The sequence below is a fragment of the Leptothoe sp. ISB3NOV94-8A genome, assembly GCF_043421595.1.
Classification (GTDB): Bacteria; Cyanobacteriota; Cyanobacteriia; order Phormidesmidales; family Phormidesmidaceae; genus Leptothoe; species Leptothoe turfae.
This window is the reverse complement of sequence record NZ_JAXSQW010000001.1, coordinates 475898-499916: the sequence shown is the minus strand read 5'-3', so window position 1 is coordinate 499916 and position 24019 is coordinate 475898. Positions and strand designations below refer to the sequence as shown.

Here is a 24019-nt window from a genome sequence, read left to right as displayed (position 1 = left end):
TGGAGCTATTCAACTACACAGGTAACCTTGAAAATTTGTTCAGACGGCTTGCTAGCAATCACCGTTTCCCAATTGAGACCCGCTAAAAATTGCTCAGGCGATGTTGTCTCTACCACATCCACACCCCACTCACCGGTTTGCAATGATGTAGGCGAAGTACCCATGGCAGGTGTGGTTTTGACACCGCCTAGTAACATCACCGTGAAACTGTCAATGCTTTTTGCCGGGTCCGCCAAACGTTGAGAGCTAAGACTCTGAGCACAGAGTGTGGCCACCTCAGTGGGAGACGTTTGCTCTGCATCAAAAAGAACTTCCACCATCCAATGGGGGTTGTCAATTAGGCTGCATGTAATATCAGTATGCACCTGAAGCCCTTTAATGAATACACTGGCAAAGTCGTCACGACTAAGGCTAGATACTTGGCCATCAGGAAGTGTGCAATTGTGAGAGAGAAGCATCCGGGTAGTCGCTGCCATATCTGCTTGGTGAAAAAATGTTACGACGTTAAATAGGATATCAGTGGTAGGTCAATCAAACTATTGATGTGGTTGAATTAATATGGCTGATTTGCCTGTATTCACAATTTATATTGTCTGGGTTTTATATTGTCTGGGTGTATTTGAGACAGGCTGATATTGATAGCCGACTATGCCACTTCAAAATGCGGAATGTGGGTTGCGGGATTTATCTGCCCAGTGGTGTTGACACACTTAGTTCAGGACACCATTTATACCTGTGCCTGACTGGGGGCAAAGCCAAGTAATCTGCTTGAAATGATGACTATGCTTAATCAAGAACTGTCCGGTGATCATTACTCCATTACTTATAACGCTGACACAGCGACCGTAAAATTCAGGGGACAGTTGGTGCTCAGGGGATATGCGGAATATACACCGATTATGCACCTGTTGCTGAAGATAGCAGCGACTCAACCCGCTGCCATAACGCTGGATCTGAGGGATGTGTTATTTCTCAACAGCTCAGGCATTAACATGTTTTCCAAATTCTTGTTAAGCTTACGCACGCAAAAAAATATTGGATTAATTGTTATTGGAGATCGAGGGATTCCTTGGCAAGCTAAATCTCTCAAGAATATGCCTAAACTTTTACCCAGAGTACAGCTAATCCTTGATTGATTAATCTAAAGGTAACTTGCCTAAGCTGATTTCATTGGCTGAACAGTTTTTGACAGGGGAATTAAACGAGAGTTAACGTTGTCACCCTGTTAAAAGAAATGTTTTTAGACAACAAAGTTTTTAGCTGTTACGTCTGTAGCAGTCACGCTCTCTAATACAACAATGGGATTGACTGTCACAAACAGAGATCAAGAAAAGATGAACATCACGCTAAAGACTGAAGCTTTTTAGATGGGCTTCATGCTTTTTACTAATGCTTCATTAAGTCCTTACTATTTTTTAGGGATGTATTTCTTTAGGACGTGCCGCTGCATCGGAGTAAGCCGGTTTTCGTCGTTTGAGTGTTTCCACCAGTAATCCGATGGTTCCATCTCTTCACCGATACACTGATGGCTGGACATATCCATTGATTGGGTTTAATCATCCCTTAACCTGATGCTGAGACCTGAAAGTTCCGTGCATTTAGATATATCCGGGGAAAAAACAGATTTTGGCAATAAACTTATCAATTCTGGCTGGAATCTTTATGAAAGCCTAGGTAAGGCGTCGAAGCTTATGAAAAGGAGCGGTTTCAAAAAATGCGATCGCAAAAATGACGGAATTCAGCCAGCTATAATAAAATTATTAATTCTGATATTAGACTTTACAGGCGGTAGATCTCAGAGATGCTGCCTGATTTTAATATGCCGGCCGCTCCTATTCCCAAAAACGATGCTGACCGCCTAGCGGACCTAAGTTATTACAGGATTTTAGATACCCCTTCTGAAGCCTCCTTTGATCAACTGACTCGTCTGGCTGGCTATATTTGTCAAACCCCTGTAAGCTTAATCAGCCTGGTTGATAAGCATCGTCAGTGGTTTAAATCTGTTTGCGGTCTTGATATTAATCAAACGCCCAGGCAACAAGCATTCTGTGGATATACAGTTCTGGGCAAAGTTCCATTCATCGTTGAGGACGCCACGGCTGATGAGCGGGTTAAGGACAACCCCTTAGTATTGGGCAATCCAAAAATTCGCTTTTATGCAGGTATTCCGCTGGTTACACCTCGGGGCCATAACCTCGGCTCCCTATGCGTGATCGATTTTGTTCCTAGAAAATTGAACCAGCATCAAATTGATGGCCTCAAAACACTGGCATCGCAAGTGATGTACTTGCTAGAAGCCCGGTTATTTTCTGAGAAGATTACCCACTATACCTGTGTTCTAGAAGAGGCTCATTTTCAGGCGCTGGAGGCGAATCAGGCAAAATCCCAGTTTTTAGCCATGATTAGCCATGATATTCGCACGCCGCTCCACGGCATCATCGGGGCATTGGACCTGCTGTCCGATACCCAACTGTCGCTAGAGCAGCAGCAGTATGTGGATACGGCCAATACCTCTGCACAAATTTTGCAGGCTATTATCAGCGATGTTCTGGATTTCTCAAAAATTGAGGCTAACAAATTAACACTCAAACCGACCCCAACATCATTGAGCAATCTTTGCACAATCATCGAAGAGGTTTTGCAGGATGAGATTTTTCAAAAACAGCTGCAATTTTCAATTGACGTTGACCCGTCCATTCCAGAAAGGCTTTTAATCGATAAGAATAGGCTCTCCCAAATTTTGCTGAATTTATGCAGCAATGCGGTTAAATTTACACCTCGCTATGGGTTGATTAATCTGCGCTGTAGTTTACAGCACATGGCCTCTGATGTTGTAACTGTCAAAATTTGTGTGTCAGATACGGGTATTGGCATTGCCAACGATCAGCAGCAAGACATATTCTCACCGTTCGTCCAGGCTAGTAACCATAATCGGCAAGAACATGGCGGCACCGGCTTAGGGTTGGCGATTTCATCACGGCTGTTGGAGCTTATGAAGTCGAAACTACACCTGAAAAGTGAGTTGGGAGAGGGCTCAATTTTTTCGTTTACCTTGACGTGCCCAATTATTCAGGCTGCTGCAATTCAGGTATTGCCCGACAATCCTCTCAAGGATGTGCGGTTGCGGCTGCGTCGTTCAATTCGTGTTTTGGTGGCAGAGGATAATCCCATTAACCAGAAGCTTTTGGAACACCTGTTGCAGAAAAATGGCTGTATTGTAAGCTTGACTAACAACGGAAAAGAGGCATGTAAACAGTTTTTAGAACATTCTTTTGATCTGGTGCTAATGGATCTTGAAATGCCTATCATGGGAGGGGAAGAGGCTGCTCAAGAGATATTTAAGTACTGTCAGAAACAACAGATACAGGTGCCTGTTTTGATGGTTACAGCCCATGCGATCTCAGAAACCCAAGAGCGGTTAATAGCACAAGGGATCGATGGCTACTTGACTAAACCGATTCGGGCTCAGGAATTGCTGGGTGCGATCGCACAAGTACTGACTTAATTGCTTGTATTCAGACCGATCCTCAAACGATGTGTGTTGGGCCAGGGCCTACTCTAGGTTAGAGTTCTAAAGCCATTGTGGTATTGCATTTTAAACTGTTCAGGCAAAAAGTGTGGTGTTACATATGGGGCTCACCAAACAACACAATAGAACAGGTCAGTTCTCGGATTAATTGAGTCGTGACATCACTTACCATCAGTCCCCCTGCGGTCCGACGTCGCATGGAACGCAGAATAACCAAATCGAAGTTGTCTGCAAGCCGGAGCAGAGTTTGGGTAACATTATCGTGGGCAATGGTCTTGATGCGATCGACCGCTTTCAGTTCATCATGGGTAACGAATGGTGCCGCCACATGGGGCAAGCACAATGACCACATGGTTAATATCTCATGCCAGCTATACCGGTACATCAGCTTAGCCAGATAGGTTCCCAGAAACTTACTGATGACCACACCACTCACGATCGCGAAGGTAATACCTAGGGATGATGTGAGCGATGAGATAAAAACTGGCAAATCAACTAAAAGACCAACATGAACAAAAAAGAATGGGATAAATAAAACACTGCCAACAAATTCAACTTTCTCTTTGATAGAGAGAACTCTCCGGCATGGATAGAAACAGAAATTGCCAGGAGTAAAAGCCCCAGAATAGCGGTAAAAATGGTGGCACCAATGGTAACGGTAATGGCTTCATTACTCATTACCCCCAGCCGATTCACAATTGGATATCCCAACAATGTATGGGGGGCAGCTCCCATCAGTAGGGCCGTATTCCAGCCAAAGCCCAGCAAGCGTCCAACAAAAAGCCCAGCGGCTAGCGAGGATACAAAAATAAATAATCCAAAGCCTTATGTTGCATGAATAATGTTTGTATCACCTGACAAGGCTTGCCGTAATGTGCAAAAAAACAACGGGTGAAGCCCCTCAGAACCCCACCCGCTGCTTTTATCCAAAAGACGTCCGTAACCCTACTCGTCGTCGTCCTCATCCTCATCATCTTGAGGATACTCAAAACTATTGGACCGATTAGTCAATACCGACTTGCCAAGGCTCAAAGCCCGCTGAGCCTGTAATTCTGCTTTACGCTTCCAAACAGCGCGGTGCATGTTGCGCTTAGACTTGGAGCGTTTCTTCTTAGGAACCGCCATGGACCTGTTGGAAAATTAGACAACCTATTGATAATAGACCAAAGTTGTGCGCAGGGGCTAGTTTCTAGTGAGGAAATTTAGGGGCGTTGTAGGGGCTGGTCTTGTACCTGCCCTGGGATATCCCTAGTCATTAGCAGGCTGGTCTTGTACCTGCCCTGGGATATCCCTAGTCATTAGCAGGCTGGTCTCAAAAATTCCCTAAAACGACGATCCCGACGAAGACTCAAGTAACGTCTGAGCCCCCCGAAAATATGTCGCCCAATATTCAGTCATCGGCTGCTGACCCCACTCCTGACGGCTGACCCGTAGGTTCAAAATAGGCACGGCAATACCGTCGCTATTTTCCGCAGTCACACTAATCATCACTTCCGTGATTAGCAAATCTTGGTCAAAACTACGCTGTGCGCCTGCCCGAGCTGCCATATTGGCCCGCGTTACCAGACTGCTGTAAGGTTCACCGTCTTCCAACGTCAAAAATAAATTTAACCGAGACGTATAGGCATAGGATGCCTTAGGCATGATCAAAGCTTCGGTTAGCCACAAAGCTCCAGAGGTCCCCAGTAAGACCGCTAACCCAAGGGGGGCGCATGAGGCGCTGAGGTGTTGCGCTAGGGTGCGCTGGCGTCGCCGTCTGGAATAGGGTCGGTAGAGGGATGTCGTAGACATGTAGATTAACAAATGCTAGGAGTAATGCCGTCCGGGTAGAACTGTAATATAAACTGCGTTCATGTACAGAATTGCGGTTTCGGGAAAACTCAAGGGTTTACTCCGATATGACAGCTAAGTAAGACTATCGTCAAACTTTCCCACTTTTGTAGCTTGAATGAACAAGAATAGCAAAGCTGTGCAGGCCACAATTTTGACTGGATAAGGAAGTCACTCAGTGATTGATCTATAAGTTGATGCCGGATCCCAACGCAAACGGCTCAACTTGCAGTAATATATGGCGCTGAAAGCTTCTGTTCCCTTCAACGTCCAATCTGTATTTGGTGGTCTCTGATGTCGAATTGCTGGGCAATTATTATTGGAATCAATCAGTATCAGGGGTTTCAGCCGCTGATGCAAGCTCAAAATGATGCGGTGGGTATTCGCAGATATCTAATTGAAGATGCTGGTTTTGCGCCGGAAAACTGCATTTTGCTGAGTGATTTGTCCACCTCGACGGAACAGGAAGCGGTTGTCCCTGACCGGGTGGCTATTCATGATTGGTTAGAGACCATTTGCCAGGGCCGGGTGCAACAGGATGACACCCTTTGGTTTTATTTCAGTGGCTATGGGGCTCAAGCTGATAACAAAGACTATTTAATGCCTGTGGATGGTGATCCGGCCCAGGTGAAACAAACTGGGATTGCGCTACAGGATGTGGTGCAATATCTCAAACAAGCACCAACTGACAACATCATGATGGTGCTGGATATGAACCGTAGTCAGAGTGCGCTAGCGGGTCAAGCCATTGGTGAACAGGTGGCTAAGTTGGCTCAAAAGGCTCGGATTCCCTTAATTTTGTCCTGTCAGCCCAACGAGTTTTCCCACGAGACATTGGCGGTGCGCCATGGGTTATTTACGGCAGCCCTATTAGAGGGCCTGCGCTACGACGGTTGTGCCACCCTCAGTCACCTGGAGCGCTATTTGGTAGAACGGATTCCTGAGCTGTGTGAGCATCATTGGCGGCCCATTCAAAATCCGGTGGTGATACTCCCTGAAGAACAAAAGTTTCAGTTGCTTTGGCATCAACGGGAAACAATGGCGGCTCAGTCAGTGGAGTCTACGGCTGTTGCTGGAGCAGCAGGGTTGGCGGCGATGGTGGATGCTCCGAATGCGATCGCAAACGATGAATTCACAGATGAATTTACAGATGAATTTACAGAGGATGCGAGCACACCAATAGACACACCAGAATACATGCCGGAAGAACCGCCTTTGATTCCTGAAACGTCAGCCATGGATGCTGGAGCCATGGATGCGGGGCTTGTTCCCGACAATCCAGATGCCGGTGACGATGGCGATCTAATCCCAGAGCCTGTACCGGAGTTTGTACTGGAAGACGAACTACCGGAGGAGCCACCACGGGAGCCGTTTTCGCTGGATACCGACACCGATGATGAGGGCGATATCTATGGCAGCACAACGGTGGATAATCTGCCAGAGGATCCACCTGCTAAGAACCGCACGGGAGGCTGCCTGGGTGCGTTAGGTGTGCTGGGGGCTCTGTTGCTATTGACGGCGGTGCTATTTCGTGATCAGCCGTTGGTGCAAAGTACGCTGCAAGAGCGCGTGCCGCCGGAATGGTTGGCTCGCATCGGTATGGATCCGGAGGGGGCTGATGATCCGGACGGAACGGTGCTGGATGATCCGGATGCCGATCCTTCAGTGGGTATCCCTGATGGCACTGAGGTTCCTGATGGATCCGATGTTGCTGCTGACACTCCTGATGCGGAGGCTACAGCGGACCCAGAGGCCGAAACGTCTGACGACCCAGATCCTGAAAACCCTGACGACCCAGAGGCGACCACCGATGCGGAGGCAGGGGATACTGGGCCAGAGGTAGACGACCCAGATGCCGATGATACAGCGGATGAGCCCGATGATACGGCAGAGACTGAGACGCCGACGGCGGCTGCGCCCAATACTGTACCTGCGGCTGGCAATACGACAGGTGATGGGTCTGACAATGGTGCTGATACGGCTGCAATTTTGGAAGAGGCACGTCGGTCACTGCGCCCAAGTCAGGCATCTCGGTTTGCAAGTGCGATCGCAACCGCCCGCCAAATTCGTCCAGGCGATCCCAACTATGCTGAGGCCCAGGCTGACATCCAACGCTGGAGTCAGGTTATCCTCGACCTGGCTGAAGGTCGTGCTGCTGAGGCTGAACTCCAGGCTGCCATTGACGCAGCAAAGCTGATTCCCAGTGAGCCTGCCGATATTTATCAAGAGGCTCAGGAACGCCTTAGCCTATGGGAAAAACGAGCGGATGCCCGCGCCCTGATTCGCGAAGCCCAATCTATTCCACGCATAGGTCAGGCAAGCACGTATCAAAACGGCATTTTGAAGCTTCAGGAAATCCCAGAAGAGCTGTCGGTTGAGTACGCCGATGCCCAAAGGTTGATTGGCGACTGGACAGGCAAAATGTTGGCCATTGCCCAGACCCGTGCTGACCAAGGCCTCTTTTTTAGTGCCATTGAGGCTGCGGAGCTGATCCCCGAGGGCACTGAAAATTACGACCAGGCCCAAGCCGAAATTCGACGCTGGACAGGCGAATAGGAGACTCTACATACAGATGCTTTCTCGACGTATTCCACCTGGTCCAGGCCAGGAGTCTGTTTGGGACTATCCACGTCCGCCCGCATTAGTGGATAGCCCCAAGCACATTAAAATTGTCTTTAACGATCAGGTAATTGCTGAAAGTAATCAGACAAAACGAGTCTTAGAAACTAGTCACCCACCGGTCTACTATATTCCTCCTGGTGATATTGCCATGGAATATTTGACCGGGGCATCTGGCACCTCGTTTTGTGAATGGAAAGGACGCGCCCACTATTACTCGCTCACCGTTGGTGAACAAATAGCGGAGCGGGTGGCTTGGTACTATCCCACCCCTACGGAGCGATTCAAGTCAATTGCTAACTACGTGGCCTTTTACCCAAGTGCCATGGACGCTTGCTACGTCGATAACGAGCAAGTTCAAGCCCAGGCTGGGGATTTTTACGGCGGTTGGATTACCTCAGATATTGTGGGCCCTTTTAAGGGCGAAGCTAATACCTGGGGGTGGTGATTTTCAAACGTCGTGTAGGGGTGTTCCATGGAACACCCCTACACGACATTGGTATTAATCTGCCAATACCATTTGTATATCCCCTAAAAGCTCCACAATGGCCTGCAATTTTGCTTCAATGGCCTGCTTCTGCTTGATCAACTGGTTGAGCCGTCGATAGCGAGCAATGGCCATACTCAACACCGGCACTTGATCGGGTGGGCATTGTTCTGTTTGAATTTGCCCGCTACTGTTCAGCCGACATAGATAATACTGGCTAAGGTTACCGTTAGCCAATGAATTAGAGGGAGATTCTGCAGCCAAACATGTGTTTGCGTTAGCCACTGCGCCATTTTCTAGCATGGCACTTTCTAAGGCTGACAGATAGTTCATCAAATCATCCGCATCGCCATGGCGAAACAAAGCAACATCCATGGCCTCTAAGGAGCGGGATGGGCTAGCGTGATCCCTTGCATAGCAGGTTTGAGCATGCTCAGAACGATTTGAGTATTTAACTGCCGCATTTAAGCTGGCTTCCGAGGCCAACCAGCCAGATACCACGGGCCCTTCCGCATAGACCTGATGAATTTTATTGACTAGCTGTCTTAGTTGTATCTGATACTTCTGGACCTGCTTGTAGATATCGGTCAAAGTATTAAGGGCAATAGCCGGATTCACTTCATAGCGAACGCTATTAGTTTCGCCATTGTCTGTGGGTGGGAGCTTGGGGACTCTAGAAGTAGACATTACATGTTCTACCAAACCGCCAATGGAATAATCTGTAGGCTTTGCTGAAGATAAAAGAGATGCTAACCCTGGCGCGCTCTAATCTTAAAACAATCAGGACAAGACCGTCGGAACGCCGGAACACTTAACAGAATCTTTGAATATTTGGAGTTTTAGCAAATTTAATTGTGATGAAGGCTTCCTCGGTGTCGATTAAGACATCCTGTGTGACCCCATATCAAAACACTACTCCGGAGTTGAGTTCAGAGAAATAAAGTAGCCAATACATGCCACTCACCATCTTTGTAATCAGCTTGAGAAATTTAGCTAACTACTTTTTTCGTCCCGAAGGGAGCTTGCTAGAACATCCAAATGGATTCCTGCCCTAGTATACTCCTGCTTTATAGAAGCGCCACAGTGAACCCAATAAACCCTGTAATATTCACGGAGAATTTTTCCCATGACATATAATCTTTTACAAGCTAACCTTTAATCTTTTACAAGCTAACTTTTGTGCTTGTGCCACTGAAGCTATCGTTACGTTTCTAAAGGCAAGATTTTTTGATACGTGCCAGCATAAAGGTGGGTACTAAATCTCTTTAGAGCGTCTGTGTTCCTAGTTCATTGTCTGCTGATTTTTTAGCTGCCCACACGATTACCATCGTTATTGGGGTCATTGACTTATGCGATTACCTCCATCTGTTCGATACTTCCCATCTCGCTTACAGGTCCTCTTAAATCCATGGCTTTGGCTTGGCATTCTAGTGACCGGAGTTGTAGGTGTATATGCCTGGGAGTATCGTCAAAACCCAGGCCAGTTACCATGGCAAATTGGTTCTACGGGGCTAGGTAGTTCCGGTGATTCCACCTCTAGTGATGTGTTGCTAGAGTCTCTGACTCCTGAGGAACAGGCCGTAGCTGCGGAACTGGACAACATAGAACTGCTGCTGGCCCAACTAGATTCAGATGTATCTGCCTTGACGTCTGGTGGTGAGCTCAGCGCTGCAGCATCGCTGAATGAGGCATTGGGTAATGCTAGCGGCGTACCTAGTGAGACAGGTGTGGAGCGTTTAACTCGCTACATTGACGAATACAGTTTCCTTGGAACTCGGGCCAGGGGCTCTAATACTCAGTCGGACAAAGGGGCAGGGGCGATACCGGTACAGCGTCCTTCTGAATCTGTTTTGACATCACAGCCTAACGCTAATCAACCCACCACTGTTTTAGCTCCCAGTGCCTTAGCTGACGCCTTGGCTCGACAAGAGGCGGAACAAGCAGCTGCAACCACATCTGCTCAGACCCCTGAGGTAGATTCTAGAGGTCTGCCTGTTTTACCTGCGAGTGATGCTGCGGCAGCTACAGAACAGAGCAATGTCGACACGCAAACATTTTCCTTTGGACAGGTGGATACGGGGGTAGTGCCTGGTAGTTTGAATGGCCTTGATCGGTCCTTTATTCGCACGACTCCCAACATGTCTCCACCGCCAGGGACAACTGGCTACACCCCCCCGGCGTCACTTTCAACATTTAATGGTGCACGCCAAGGTGCTAATAGTGCCAATCCGTTCCCAGCAGCTCAGCCCGCAACGGGGGCCTTTGGTAATCAGCCGTCAATCAATGTACCTGACCGTTCCCAGGTGTTGCCATCGGCGGATACGTCAGTGGCTGCACCTCTAGAAGTACCTACTTTTGATGGCACTTCTCAAGACACGTCGAATCAACCGCGTAATGCGTGGGAAGCCTTCTGGGATTAGATTGTCCGAGCCAAACTTATGGGTATGCCATTAGGGCGAAAGCTTGCCCTGGGCCTTTGGATTCAACCCTTATGAAGGGTAGTTTAGAGTCATGTTGCCTAGGCTGTATGCTCTAGGTCTGGCTGGGTTGAATGTTTGGGTAGAAAGGAGCACCTTAGATGGCGAAACACAAGGGTAAAAAGACAGATCAGGCAACAAACCGGGTTGTGTATTCAGAATTTGGTCAAAACCCGGCTATGGCCAGGGCAGTGCCTGACCGCCCCCCGACAGAGCAAGACCTGCGGGTGCAGGTGAGTGGTAAAGGGCGTAAAGGCAAGAAAGTAACCATTATTAGTGGGTTTCAACATGCCCCTGAGACACTGACAAAGCTGGCTAAGACCCTCAAAGCTCAGTGCGGCTCTGGCGGAACAGTGAAGGATAACACCATTGAAATTCAAGGGGAGCATGCCCCTAAGTTGGTGGCACTGCTAATTGAAAAAGGCTATCGCGCCAAGCGCAGCGGAGGCTGAAGCAGGCGAATGTCTTTTTGGGGATCTTTTTTGCGAGCAAAATTCCTGTGCTATGGGATTTTGAGTTTTTTCATTTGTGCTTGGCTTGGGTGTTTCGGTTTGGGTGTGCGGGCTGCAGACTGGCGTCAACAGCCTTGTGTTGCCACCCTTGGCCAGCGCCAAATCTTAGATACTAGTGCGATACGCCAGTCGTTTCAATCGATTTCGCAGCAGACGTTTGCTTCGGCAGTATTGGTGACCTTTCCAGGTAAGTTTGCAGCCGCTAATGAGTCGTTGGGATTGACGTTTGAGGGGGATACCGAGGTCGAGCAACTGTTGGATGCAGCCCTGGGTGATGAGGCTAATGGACAGCGGGCACTTTTGCGATCGCAAGCCCTATCCATTCTCACCACCGGTGCGGCTTTACCCTATGAATCCCAGGCCACACAGCTATTAGACGCCACATTTCGTGACAGCGCCCTCATCGCTTACGAAAATCGTGAAGGTGTGGCAGCAGCGTTAGGCCAAGGGGTGATACCGACTGAGTCCTATGGCCGAGCCTCCCAGGAACGGGTTCGTTTTTACCCCAACCGCAGTGCCACCTATGGTATGGCCGCTAATCTGTTGTGTGCGGCGAGCCCAGATCAGACCGTGGCTGCGTTGGTTCCTGATCGAGTGCAACCGGGGACCATGGCTGATGCCCCCCTGCCCGCAAGAGAGATTCGCGGGGTGTGGATGACCAATGTTGATAGCCAGGTGTTATTTTCGCGGGATGCCCTAGAGACCAGTTTGCAGCGCCTAGCCGATCTCAACTTTAATACGGTATATCCAACGGTGTGGAATTGGGGATATACCCTGTATCCCAGCGATGTGGCCAAACGGACCTTTGGCTATCAACAAGGTCTGTACCCGGATGTGGATGATACTGGGGAGCGTAATGAAGCCCTGGAAGCTGCCCAGGGCGATCGCGACATGTTGCTGGAGCTGATCAGCTTGGCTCGTCCCTTAGGGTTGCGGGTGATTCCCTGGTTTGAATTCGGGTTTATGGCTCCAGCTGATTCGGCTTTAGCACGCAGCCACCCAGACTGGCTCACTCAAAAAGCTGACGGCAGCACGGTGAAAGCAGAAGGTACCCATAATCGAGTTTGGCTCAATCCGTTTCACCCTGAAGTGCAACAGTTTATGCTCGACATGGTGAGCGAGTTGGCAGCTAATTACCCCATCGATGGCTTCCAGGTGGATGATCATTTTGGGTTACCGGCGGTCTATGGCTATGACCCTTATACCGTTAACCTGTATCGCCAAGAACACAACGGTAAGGCTCCTCCAGCAGATATCCATGACCCAGAGTGGACTCGCTGGCGGGCTAACAAAATTACCGACTTTATGGGTCGCACCTTTGAAGTGGTGAAGGCCCAACAGCCCCAGGCAATTGTGTCAGTGTCTCCCAATCCCCAGGAGTTTGCCTACAAACACTTTTTGCAAGATTGGGATACCTGGGTGAATCGAGGCTACATTGAAGAACTCATTGTGCAGCTTTATCGCAGTGATTTAGGGCGATTCGTTTGGGAAATGAACCGTGATCCTGCTCAGGATGCGCGCCGTCACATTCCAACGGCGGTGGGTGTACTTAGTGGTTTACGAGGCCGCCCTGTGCCTATGGCGCGGATTCAAGAACAGGTGACAGCGGTGCGCGATCGCGCCTATGCTGGCGTTTCCTTTTTCTTCTATGAGTCTCTCTGGTGGTCAAATACTGAGACGTTAGAACAACGTCAAAACTCTCTTCTACAGATATTTCCTGAGAAAGTGATTGCGCCTCAAATATAACAAGGACAAATATAACAAGGACAGAGGAAAGTTGTTTCCTCTGTCCTCTTCTGCTTGGCCCATGCCTTACGTATCTGGCGTATCTGGCGTATCTATTGTTAGGTCCCTGGGGGTGCGTTCACCGGCGCTGTTTGTGCCGGTGGCTCCACAGGTGGCTCAGCGACAGCGTCTGGCAGACGGTCTATTTGGACCTCAGTCTCAGGCTGGGGGACCACCTCGATGGGGCTTTCCACAATATTTTCAACGTTGTTATCGGGGGGTATGACGGCTTCAGGCGCAATCGGTTCAATGGGGGGTGCAGGTTTGTCAGGAGGTGGAATCACCCCAGGGACAGTAGGTTCAGGGGTACCTACGATGACGGGAGTATCAATCACAGGTGGTGAAGGTGCCGGTTCAGGAACGCTCGGTTCAGGCGGTGTTTGAGGCGTTGGCGCAATCGGCTCAACACCTGGATTCGGCTGAGCAATCGGTTCTCTAGGCTCAGGGGTAACGGGGGCAGGAATATTTGGTGTTGGTTGGTTAGGGGGCTCAATCGGTAGATCAGGCTTGTCGCCGCCACCAGGTGTTGGGCCACCAGGGCCACCGGGGGTCGGGCCACCGATAGGATTGGTCGGCTCAACGGGTCTAGGTGCCACGGGTGGTTTAGGCGTTGTCGGTGGATTGGGTCTAGCGGGGGGCTGAGGATTAGGGCGATCTACCCCAGGTGGGTTAGGCCGTCGTGATTCTATATCCGGTTGATTCACCGTAGCATTAACCGTATTATCAAACCGCTCATTGATATTACGCTGTTGTAAAAAGTCAGCAGCGGGCGATAAGGAAAAGTCCGGTATGGTTGTGGACGACGCTATACGGCTAGATGAATTGGCCGAAAGGAAGGCTGGATTTTGAATGACATCGTCACCATCCTCAAAACTCTCTTCTTCCAGGGCCTCATGAATTTCTTGTCTGACCGCATCAATGGCCTCATCACCTGTGGATGCTTCCGGGTTATCCAATAGGAGGCCAGTGACTAAATCGCTGGTGGCATAGAACTCGTGGAGGTCAAAAGAAAAAAGCTCTAACCTGCCATCTTCATGCAGTACCGCCATCTCTCCAGCGTAGAGCGGCTGTTGGGCAGAACCATCCTCATTAAAGGCCATCATCGGACCTTCTGGATTGTTTGTCAGGGCACCAATAATCGTGGTGTTGGTGTCAGGGACAAAGCGCACAAACAGCGCTGATCCATGGATACCAGTGACAGCGTTAGGTGTTTGGATAGTCGTCCGCCCCTGGCCAGGTGGAATTAATAGCAGGACCGTACCGTTGGACAGCCGAAAATTACGGGTATTGGGGGTAAATTGAAACACCGCACTTTCGCCAATGCGGGCAAGGGAGCCATCATTAAAACGCAACTCTGCTCGTGCCCTGCGAGCCGTGCTCAAGGCGTCGCCAACGCCAAGCACATCGGAGACCCGTGCCCTACGAGATCGACCATCGGTAAATAGCTGTACCTGATTACGTGTAAGTTCTATTCTGGCCCACGTCAAAGCAGATTGAGCACTGGCAGACCCGGGCAGAGCCAACAGTATGCCCAAGGATGCGCAGACCAAGGACAACCAGCGGCCCGTTGCCGTCACATTCAGTTTTTCCATTACAGTCGGTTAGTGAACCCGCTAAACATTAAGGACTATTAATCAGCCATCTAAGTTCACACCAGAGCTAATGGGCTAGATCAAACCGGATCTGGCTATCTGGCTACAGGAACAATAAGACAGCATTAAACCCCCGAATATGTAAAGTTCTTGATACACCCTTGAACTTATGCTACTGGCCTTGTTTACAAAGATGGGCAAGATTTGATGAAGTGTCCGCAGTTAGTTTACGTTTTTTTTGAAGATTGTGTTTGCAAAGCTATTAATTTTCCGGTGTGGCTAATCCTCAGTCGGATTTTATGTCTCCAGTTTTGGTGGGTACGCAATTAGACTGATCGGTTTATTATCCTCTGAATCAACACCGGTAATTTCCCAGTTTAGAATTCCTCCAATAGAGGACCCAAGCGATTAAGTACCGGGTCATCGGTCACTGTCACCGCATCGGCTTCTTCGTCTGGGACTGTGGCCTGCTCTGCCGGAATCTCATGATGAGTTCCCCTGTTAGGATCCCCATGCTGACTATCTGGTGGGGGAAAGGCCGCTGCAAGGCTGCTGTTATCTTCGAGGGTGGCTACACGCACATTCAATTGGGCAATCTGATGCTGCAATTCCATAAACAGCATTACCGATTGCGTGGGTTCACGGCTTAATAGATATTGATGGAGTGCCTGCTTACAGAGATCGCTAAACGATTGAGCATGCTTAGACTGGTGGTTTGCGATCGCATCCAGCAAAACCCGATCCCCATCACTATCGTCAAAGGAAACACTCTTACGGATAGATTTGGCAGGCATGATCGAGCAGCGGCACAAATAACACTGCCCCTAATAACGCATAGCTGGGGGTTACCCGTCAATCTAAGGTTCGATTAACCTTTATTAGCTGGAAATTAAAATTACTTACCCAGAAAACTACCCAGCAGCAGCTTTTAGATTAGCTAGCTGGGCCTCACCGTAGATATACTGGCCTAACGCATTAGCCTGTCGTGAAGGCTTAGCCAAATGCCCCTTAAGTCTGGCCTCTTTTAATAAAGGACGCAGATCGCTCCAGAAAAATTCACCGCCACCACCCGTCACAATCACATCTGTAGCGCGCTCTGGCAACCAGCTTAGAAAACGTTGGGATAGCTCACGGGCAAAGCTCTTTCTTAAGCTAGGCAGAATTTCATCCAAATCCGTTGGCCGAGAAGCCCCCTTGGGACGATAAAAACGCTCCCCTTCGAGATTATGTACAGCCGTAATTAAGGAAAGGGATTGACTATCAGCTCCATCAATTTGCGCCGCCACCCGCTCATAAAACTGAGCCATCCCAAACGATTCACTTTGGGACGCCCCACGGGCAAACCGGAAACGATCAATGGCCAGAAAATCCGTCGTTTGATGGCCAATATCCACAATGGCGACCGATAGATTTGGGAAATCAGGACTGGAAGTGCGCTTATTTTGAGCCTCACTCCAAATTAGACTGCCGTACCCCTCTGGCATCACCCAAACCTTGTCTATATTTATTTCCATGGACTGGCCTCGATAAACCATGACATGGGGAGATGTCAGTAAACTGATAATTTCTGACTTTTCGCTATCAAACTGCTCCTGGGAGTGATAAGGCAAACCCAATACAACGCCCAGGTTGCCCTTGAGGCCAAAGTAACCTACACAGGCCAACGTTTTCACCAGGGCATCATCTACTTTAGATTGCCCCACACCTAGATCAGCCCCAAAGTCAGCAGCCAAATGCCCAACGGCATATCCCTTGCCCTGGTATTCCAACCACATATCAAGCAACGGATCGCTGGGTTGCGATTCAAAGCCACCCCGTCGAGCTTGCTCTACTGTCAGATGGGCAACATTCGAAGGAACTAGTACCACATCATTCTGATTTCGCTTAATACAGGTTTTCGTGGCTGTACGACCCAGATCAATGCTAAGGAGCTTCATCGTAGAAGTAGGCATAACGCAAGTTGGGAGCTAAAAAACTTTTGACAACGAATAACTAACTCAAACCGATACTAACTGTGAAGATACTGCTAAGTAAAACCCCATATCAAGGTCGGCAGCTCAAGTTCTGATACATCATGCCGTACCCCTGGATAACCATGGGTCGTCTTCGTGACAAAGCTGTCATTTCAATTAAAATTAGTACATATACAGACCCAATAGCCAGTTCAATTGTACTATAAGATGTAAATCACACTCAACCTCCCGAATAACCGAGGGTTTTAGTAGCAAATAAAACCTTGAATACAGGGTTATTACATGGAGTTTGAAGAAAACCTATGAGTCCGTCCATGTTTTAGAAAATTGTGTCTACGCTGGTACCCAATGACAGCGCCAATATTACATCGTAGACACTAGGAAACAGGTTATGGCACAAAGTTTTGGAGTAATTGGACTGGCGGTGATGGGGGAAAATCTAGCCCTCAATGTCGAACGCAACGGTTTTCCGATTTCTGTTTACAACCGATCGCGCGAAAAAACCGATGCCTTTATGGCAAATCGAGCAGTTGGTAAAAATGTTGTAGCTGCCTATTCCCTGGAGGAGTTCGTTGCTTCGCTAGAGCGCCCTCGTCAGATTTTACTGATGGTTAAGGCGGGTAAGCCAGTGGATGCTGTGATTGAGCAATTAATGCCATTGCTTGATCCCGATGACATGATCATCGACGGTGGTAACTCCCTATATGAAGACACCGAGCGTCGTGTAAAGACCCTGGAAGCGGCAGGTTTTCGCTTTATCGGCATGGGTGTAAGCGGCGGTGAAGAAGGAGCCCTGAATGGTCCCAGTTTGATGCCCGGTGGTACCCGTGCTGCCTATGAGTCCATCGAATCCATTGTCAGAAAAATTGCGGCCCAAGTGGATGATGGTCCCTGTGTCACCTACATTGGCCCCGGCGGTGCTGGCCACTACGTCAAGATGGTGCATAACGGCATCGAGTATGGCGACATGCAGCTAATTGCCGAAGCCTATGATCTGATGAAAAATGTCTTGGGTTTGGGACATCAGCAGCTCCATGAAATCTTTGCCCAGTGGAATACAACTGAGGAGTTGGATTCCTTTTTAATTGAGATTACGGCTGATATTTTCACCAAAACCGAAGGTGATACGGCTCTGGTAGAAAAAATCTTAGATGCTGCTGGTCAAAAAGGCACTGGTCGTTGGACAGTGATGAATGCCCTGGAAATGGGTGTGAGTATTCCCACCATCACAGCAGCGGTCAATGCGCGGATTATGTCTTCTCTTAAGGATGAGCGGGTGGCCGCATCTACCCAGATTAGCGGTCCCGATGGCACGATCACGGATAACACCACCCTGTGGATCAACAAGATTCGGGATGCGTTGTATTGTTCTAAAATTTGTTCCTATGCTCAAGGAATGGCCCTGTTGCGTAAGGCATCAGAGACCTATGATTATGACCTGGATCTAGGCGAATGTGCCCGCATTTGGAAAGGTGGCTGCATCATCCGCGCCAGATTCTTGAACAAGATTAAGCATGCATTTTCTGAGAATCCTGCACTGCCTAACTTGTTGTTGGCTCCTGAGTTTAAGCAGACAATTTTAGACCGCCAGTCTGCTTGGCGTGATGTGGTTGCCATGGCCGCCCAATATGGTGTGCCAGTGCCTGCCTTTAGTGCATCTTTAGATTACTTCGACAGCTACCGTCGGGCTCAGCTACCCCAGAACCTCACCCAGGCTCAGCGCGATTACTTCGGTGCTCACACCTACAAGCGTGTGGACCAAGAAGGTACCTTCCACACAGAGTGGACTAAGGAAACAGCCACGGTCTAACGCTTTACAGTTCATGTAATAGTCGAACAATCTATTTAGATAAAGGGACTCATTGGTTTTGGCAGTGAGTCCCTTTTGTTTTCTGATTTGAAAAGAGACTGAATCATTTGATACAGAACTCGATCTGAGAAAAGCATTCATCCTCAAAGGCTCGGATACACCTCAAGTCAATAGAGCTAGGCAAAATTAACGCATATTAAAGTCAGTAGAACCGTACATAGTGGTATGTAATCATAAATTCAGGGTGTTTAAGTACAAATCCTGAGCCCTAATTCGTAGCTATCTAACTCTCTGTAGCCATTGGTACATCTGCCATGAACGATAAGATTGAGTTGTTTATTTCTTATTCACATAAAGATGAAGAGCTTCGTGATCAGCTGGATACTAGCCTTGCTTCTCTAAAATGGAAAGGCATTGTAAGTACTTGGCATGATCGTCAGATACCAGCAGGTAGCGAATGGAGTGGCGATATAGATAAAAATTTGAAAAAAGCAGATATTATCTTGCTTTTGATTAGTCCCGATTTTATAGCCTCGAAATATTGTTACGAGATAGAACTTCAAGAGGCAATGAATAGGCATAAAAAAGGAGAAGCAATAGTTATTCCAATTATCCTAAGGCCAGCGGAGTGGACTGATATGTCTTTTGGTATGCTTCAAGCTTTTCCAAAGGATGCGAAACCTGTAACTACATGGCCTAACAGAGATGCGGCATTTAAGAACATAGCTGCGGGTATTAGAAAAGTTGTGAAGGAGCTACACAAGAAACGTCAAGAGCTAGCTGAACAGAAAGAGGCTAATAAATCACGGTACAAGCAAAAAGTCGAGGAGCTCTTGTTGCGAACAGGAGGAGAAATAGGAATTGTTGAAAGACGCACTTTAGATGAGCTTCGAGAAGAGCTTAAATTAACCCTTCAGGAGGCTCTAAAGATTGAGAGCGAGGCTTTTTTACCTATAGAGGAATATCGAAAGAATATTCTCCTTTATGAAGATACCTTACGCGATCTACTTGAGAATGGAGAGAGTTATCCTTTCAGCGAAAAAATCAGAAAAAGCTTAGAAGGACGACAACAGGATAAAGGGATTATGCCTGTAGATGCAGAAAGAGCAAAGTTTAAGGTACTTGAAGAGTTTAATATTGAACCTATTCAAGATCAGTCTACTGACTTTGAACTGGTTAAGAGTAAAGTAGCTACAGATGTAGCTACGGAGATAAAAATAAACAATGTAGATGGATCAGGAACCAAATTAGATGAAACTGACATTCCTGTTGAACCTACAGCTACTGAGACTAAAATTGCTGACGAGATATCATCTGTTAGAGCTGAGCTGGTGGGTGAGAGGGACAAGGAAGTTACGGTAAATGGTTCTTTTTCAGTAAATGAAAGAATCAAGAACTTTGGATTGAAATTCTTTTCCAATCCAAAGAAATTAACTGTGCTTGTTTTTGGCGGAGTGTTATTGGGCGTCTATGGTGTCTTAGCAGTCTTCTTAAGAGATGTAAGCCTTGATAAGGAAATCAAACAGAAGTTTTCATCGGAATTACTAGATAGGCTAAGTTTAGATGGAAATCGTCTTCTCAAAGATTTTGACGGGCCCGTCAATGTTAATCCTGAAGAGAAAATCCACACGCAAAATAAGAAACTTGCTAATAGAGAAATATGTAACGGTAAAAGCTACACTGTAGCTGTTCCAGTACCTACTAGTGGAAAGGAACCTGGCAAGGCCGCAGAAATGCTTCGTGGGTTTGCACAAGCTCAAAATAAGATAAATGAAGAATGTGCAATTAGAGGTGGAGGTTTAAGATTGTTAATTGTTGATGATGCTGACGATCCTGAAGTTGGAAGAAGAATCAGTGAGGAAATTCTTAAGCTCAATAATATCTTAGCTGTGGTGGGGCACTGGACAAGCAACGTTAGCCTAGAAGCAGCAAAAGTCTACAAGGATGAACTCGTACTCATTACGCCGATTAGTATATTAGATGATTTAGAAGGCTATGACTACGTCTTTCGCATGAATCCTGCCAGCAAGAGAGGTGCAGAAAAATTATCCCAATATCTTTCAGATAATGGCTATATCAAAACTTCAGTGGTTTATGCGTCAGAAAATGACTACGCCAATGAACTGACCATCAATTTCAGAAATGAGTTTGAGAAGCATGGAGAGGTTATACAAGAGATATCTTTCGACTCTCTAGTAAAAGATGATGATTCAGTTCAAAGTAATGTCACGGACCCTTTTTTGCAAGATGTTAATGGAGCAGCCAAAGCTCTAGTTTTATTTCCATCAATCAGGGCCACTAGTAAAGCAATTAAGCTACTTGAATATATAGATGACAACGATTTATCAGGCGATATTTCGGTTGTTGGAGATATGGCAAATCTTTACACTCCAGATGCCCTAAAACAAAAAGCAGCTTTAGATATGGTTCTTGCTATTCCTTGGCACTTTGATAGCGATCCTTCAGGTTTTGCTTGTGAAGCATACAATTTTTGGAATAAAAAAATAGTGAACCATGCTACTGCAATGTCTTACTTTGGATTGATAGCTGTTGCTGAAGCCATTAAGGAAACTAATTCTTCTATTCCATTCTTTAACTCTCCTAGTCGTTCTTCTATTTATATGGCTCTTAAATCGGGTACTGAAGTAGATTATAGCGACTCAAAAGCTCTGAAATTTGAGCAAAATGGCGTCTCTAACTTAGAACTGCAACTTGTGAAGGTTCAGGATACTTCTCTCAATCCAGAGAGAGCTTCAACATCTGGAGCTAATGTAGATTTTGACTTTGTACCAATTCATTCGGATGATTCAGAGATTCCCCAAAAAAACTGTCCAATCTAAAGAAATTTCCTGTTTGTTTGAAGGCTGGTATGGAATTGAATAAAATCCTGGAGATACCTCTGGTTTAAGCCTAACTCCAGCACGTCAAAATAGCTGGTCAATTGGTCCTGAATCTTCCTAAACTTTAAAATATTGTTTTAGTAGAAGTTCAGAAGGGATTAGTAACTGCTGAGCATGCAGCTTTTATCGAGTAGTTAAAAAATCAGCAGAAATTAGAGCTTTCCTAAAGGGTTCACCATGACAGTGATGGTGAACCCTTGCAATAAGAAGAATATGGATTGAGACTCTATGGTTGTTGCTCTGTTGGGTTTTGTGTGAGATGTACTGGATCTGTAATATCCACAACGGCCAGATACAAAAAGCCAGAGAATAGGCAAATACAGCTGAGGGTAAACCAGGACCATCGAATGCATGGCTGTTCGATGTTGGGGTCTTGAGGGTGTTGCATATGACCAGTATAGGCAGAGGTATAAAAAGACACATCTATCTCAAGCTAAACATGCCCACCTGGCTTCACTGACTATCGATAACAATATCGATTCACTAAAGTTTCAATTATTTCATTTTTAGGAGAGTTCATGGGTGTTTCTACTAAGCTGGTAAAATCTATCTATCCGCAATTATCCTGAGATTTCTCAGTCGATTAATGACAGCGGCGAGTTCATAGCGACGAAATTCACTGAGGTCGGCCATGGGATAAGGAGTGAGTGAGTCAAAGTCTCCTCGGTTTACCCAGTCCATGATGTCGTCTAAGAGACTTTTTAATGAGTGGGAACGATTTTGCTGTTGCCAGGTGAGAATGGCGTGGGCAATGGCTCTGGTTTGATTGGGCTCTATGAGTTGTTCAATGCCGCGTAGGTCGATATTTTCTTGGCCGATGGTTAGGGTGGTGAGACTTTGGGTTTTGACTTTAGCCGGTTTGCGATCGGTGTCAAATTTAGGTAGCTGAATGTGTCGTTGGGTGATGGTGCCAAAGTTCTGACCGCCTTCTATTTTGCGATCGCTAGGATACTCAGCCGCAATTGCCTTAGCCTCAGCAGTGACATCCTTAGCCCCATAGTTATCCAGGGCAATCACATGGTCAGCCACTTCAAAATAGTCACCGCTGCCGCCCATGACCAAAACTGTAGAAATACCGTGATCGGTGTAAAGCTGTCGGACCTTATCAATAAATGGGGTGATGGGTTCTTTATCCTTGGCGATGAGCGTTTGCATGTTGCGATCGCGAATCATCAAATTCGTCGCCGCCGTATCCTCATCAATCAACAATACCTGCACCCCAGCTTCAATCGCCTCTAAAATATTGGCGGCTTGGGATGTACTGCCGCTAGCGTTAGTGGTACTAAAAGACCGGGTGGATATTCCCTGGGGCAGCCGATCAATAAACGGCGAAATATCCACACCGGTCACACTGCGACCATCCTCTGCTCGAATCTTGACGGTGGCTGTATTGGCTACTACCTGTTCACGACCGTCACCAGGGATATGATTATAGGCCCCCTGGGCAATGGCTTTGAGTACTGTCGATTTGCCATGGTAGCCACCACCGACTATTAACGTTACCCCCTGGGGAATACCCAGACCTGTGACGGGTCCACCATGGGGGGTTGGTAGGGTAGTCTCTAAAGAACCTGGCGATTTAAACGGCATGGCTGTTGCTAGAGGTCGAGAATCGACACCGCTACGTCTGGGTAAAATTGAGCCATTGGCGATAAAAGCTACGAGGTTTTGAGCCGACAACTGCTGTCTGAGGGCATTGGCATCTTCGACGGTCGCAATATGCTGCTCCACAGCCTGACACCATTGGGGCTGATAGTGTAGAGCCGTAGCCACAAGATGCGGTAAATCTTGAATTAGCAAATCCCTGACAGCGTGACCTGCGATTCTGCGGCCAAAGGCAGGTAAACCCACCCCCAGGCGCAGCTCTATCCCCTCGGCAGTGACCTGCACAGCTGTGCGCGCCAAAACAGCCTGGCTAGTGTCTGCAATGATCAGTCGACCGCTTTTGCCGGAGCCCCGCCGTTGCTGAATTTTGGGGATGGCCTGATGAATTTGCCGATGCAGAAAATCGGCTAGCACGATGCGTCGCGTTTGGTCATGCCAGTAGGTTTGTGGCCATTGACTGTGTTGGTGACTGGTCCAGAGGCTGACCCGACTGGGGGCAGCAAAGGGATCTCCCTGAATATGGGCCAGGATGAGCTTAAACCCAGGGAAGTCATAGCTGCCCTTGAGGCGTTTGTAAGCAGAGTAGCTGCGTCCATCAAGCTGCTCTAGCTGTTGCCTAAGGGCATTGTGTGACGTCATGGGTGGGATGTGAACGGCATTTGCGTCAAGCAATCATGATTTTACGGTTAAAGCTGATCATTTTCACCGCGTTAGATCTGTATAAGTCTTGCAATACAAGCAATACAGTTCATTGTGACGTCAGTCACATGACCCAGTGTTAGACGTCATCAGCCATGTCTAGAGGTATCACTTAGCTAGCCCAAAAATTCATCAATACTAGTTACATAAGAGGTGTAATCACGTATCCCATGGCTTATTTGTCAGTTCACCCCCGTTGCC

The 24019-nt window shown here is 47.6% G+C and carries 18 protein-coding genes and 1 pseudogene; 9 read left to right on the top strand and 10 right to left on the bottom strand.

Annotated elements, in window-relative coordinates:
* Window positions 1–5 precede the first annotated feature (5 nt).
* Complete coding sequence (locus SPB21_RS02080) at window positions 6–476, bottom strand: DUF2656 family protein (RefSeq protein WP_499057329.1); 471 nt, start codon at window positions 474–476, stop codon at window positions 6–8.
* Between the two features lie 306 nt (window positions 477–782).
* On the opposite strand from SPB21_RS02080, the gene SPB21_RS02075 reads away from it, so the two are divergent.
* On the top strand, window positions 783–1136 hold the full coding sequence (locus SPB21_RS02075) for a slr1659 superfamily regulator (protein WP_163670947.1): 354 nt from the start codon (window positions 783–785) through the stop codon (window positions 1134–1136).
* A 683-nt stretch (window positions 1137–1819) separates the two neighbouring features.
* Window positions 1820–3505, top strand: coding sequence for a GAF domain-containing hybrid sensor histidine kinase/response regulator (locus SPB21_RS02070; protein ID WP_499865250.1), 1686 nt, complete (start codon window positions 1820–1822; stop codon window positions 3503–3505).
* Window positions 3506–3848: 343 nt separating this feature from the next.
* On the opposite strand, the pseudogene SPB21_RS02065 reads toward SPB21_RS02070, so the two are convergent.
* From SPB21_RS02065 to SPB21_RS02055, 3 genes and pseudogenes are all read right to left on the bottom strand, one after another.
* A pseudogene (locus SPB21_RS02065) lies at window positions 3849–4354 on the bottom strand (cation:proton antiporter domain-containing protein); the annotation flags it as partial.
* Between the two features lie 120 nt (window positions 4355–4474).
* Window positions 4475–4654 (bottom strand): 50S ribosomal protein L32, encoded by a 180-nt coding sequence (rpmF, locus tag SPB21_RS02060; RefSeq protein ID WP_006519493.1) that lies wholly within the window; start codon window positions 4652–4654, stop codon window positions 4475–4477.
* A 198-nt stretch (window positions 4655–4852) separates the two neighbouring features.
* Window positions 4853–5320 carry a hypothetical protein gene (locus SPB21_RS02055; protein WP_499057323.1) on the bottom strand — a complete coding sequence of 156 codons (468 nt, stop codon included), beginning with the start codon at window positions 5318–5320 and terminating at the stop codon, window positions 4853–4855.
* Window positions 5321–5653: 333 nt separating this feature from the next.
* Here SPB21_RS02055 and SPB21_RS02050 point away from each other — a divergent pair, with 333 nt between their 5' ends.
* Both SPB21_RS02050 and SPB21_RS02045 read left to right on the top strand, forming a co-directional pair.
* Window positions 5654–7915, top strand: coding sequence for a caspase family protein (locus tag SPB21_RS02050; RefSeq protein WP_499865249.1), 2262 nt, complete (start codon window positions 5654–5656; stop codon window positions 7913–7915).
* Window positions 7916–7931: 16 nt separating this feature from the next.
* A complete protein-coding gene (locus tag SPB21_RS02045; RefSeq protein ID WP_163670939.1) occupies window positions 7932–8426 on the top strand; it encodes a DUF427 domain-containing protein in 495 nt (164 codons plus the stop codon).
* Between the two features lie 54 nt (window positions 8427–8480).
* Here the strand turns inward: SPB21_RS02045 and SPB21_RS02040 are convergent, their stop codons facing one another.
* Complete coding sequence (locus SPB21_RS02040) at window positions 8481–9152, bottom strand: hypothetical protein (protein WP_499865248.1); 672 nt, start codon at window positions 9150–9152, stop codon at window positions 8481–8483.
* A 662-nt stretch (window positions 9153–9814) separates the two neighbouring features.
* On the opposite strand from SPB21_RS02040, the gene SPB21_RS02035 reads away from it, so the two are divergent.
* From SPB21_RS02035 to SPB21_RS02025, 3 genes are all read left to right on the top strand, one after another.
* Window positions 9815–10885 carry a hypothetical protein gene (locus SPB21_RS02035; protein WP_499865246.1) on the top strand — a complete coding sequence of 357 codons (1071 nt, stop codon included), beginning with the start codon at window positions 9815–9817 and terminating at the stop codon, window positions 10883–10885.
* A gap of 158 nt (window positions 10886–11043) precedes the next feature.
* Window positions 11044–11394 (top strand): translation initiation factor, encoded by a 351-nt coding sequence (locus SPB21_RS02030; protein WP_163670928.1) that lies wholly within the window; start codon window positions 11044–11046, stop codon window positions 11392–11394.
* Between the two features lie 105 nt (window positions 11395–11499).
* Entirely contained in the window at window positions 11500–13200 is a 1701-nt protein-coding gene (locus tag SPB21_RS02025; protein ID WP_499865245.1) for a glycoside hydrolase family 10-like protein, read from the top strand.
* 98 nt (window positions 13201–13298) lie between these two features.
* On the opposite strand, the gene SPB21_RS02020 is transcribed toward SPB21_RS02025, so the two are convergent.
* The 3 genes from SPB21_RS02020 to fcmB all read right to left on the bottom strand — a co-directional run bounded on the left by SPB21_RS02020 (window position 13299) and on the right by fcmB (window position 16783).
* Entirely contained in the window at window positions 13299–14831 is a 1533-nt protein-coding gene (locus tag SPB21_RS02020; protein WP_499865243.1) for a FecR domain-containing protein, read from the bottom strand.
* 377 nt (window positions 14832–15208) lie between these two features.
* Window positions 15209–15625, bottom strand: coding sequence for a filament morphology membrane protein FcmC (gene fcmC, locus SPB21_RS02015; protein ID WP_163670923.1), 417 nt, complete (start codon window positions 15623–15625; stop codon window positions 15209–15211).
* A gap of 117 nt (window positions 15626–15742) precedes the next feature.
* The gene (gene fcmB, locus SPB21_RS02010) at window positions 15743–16783 is read right to left on the bottom strand and encodes a filament morphology actin-like protein FcmB (protein WP_163670921.1); all 1041 of its coding nucleotides are present in this window, start codon (window positions 16781–16783) and stop codon (window positions 15743–15745) included.
* A gap of 412 nt (window positions 16784–17195) precedes the next feature.
* Here fcmB and gnd point away from each other — a divergent pair, with 412 nt between their 5' ends.
* Window positions 17196–18614, top strand: a complete 1419-nt coding sequence (gene gnd / locus SPB21_RS02005) for an NADP-dependent phosphogluconate dehydrogenase (RefSeq protein ID WP_163670919.1) — start codon at window positions 17196–17198, stop codon at window positions 18612–18614.
* Between the two features lie 314 nt (window positions 18615–18928).
* Entirely contained in the window at window positions 18929–21454 is a 2526-nt protein-coding gene (locus SPB21_RS02000; protein ID WP_163670918.1) for a TIR domain-containing protein, read from the top strand.
* Between the two features lie 286 nt (window positions 21455–21740).
* On the opposite strand, the gene SPB21_RS01995 is transcribed toward SPB21_RS02000, so the two are convergent.
* Window positions 21741–21935 carry a hypothetical protein gene (locus SPB21_RS01995; RefSeq protein WP_499865242.1) on the bottom strand — a complete coding sequence of 65 codons (195 nt, stop codon included), beginning with the start codon at window positions 21933–21935 and terminating at the stop codon, window positions 21741–21743.
* A 125-nt stretch (window positions 21936–22060) separates the two neighbouring features.
* Window positions 22061–23758: an ABC-ATPase domain-containing protein gene (locus SPB21_RS01990; RefSeq protein WP_163670914.1), complete on the bottom strand. Its 1698-nt coding sequence runs from the start codon at window positions 23756–23758 to the stop codon at window positions 22061–22063.
* Window positions 23759–24019: the final 261 nt, after the last annotated feature.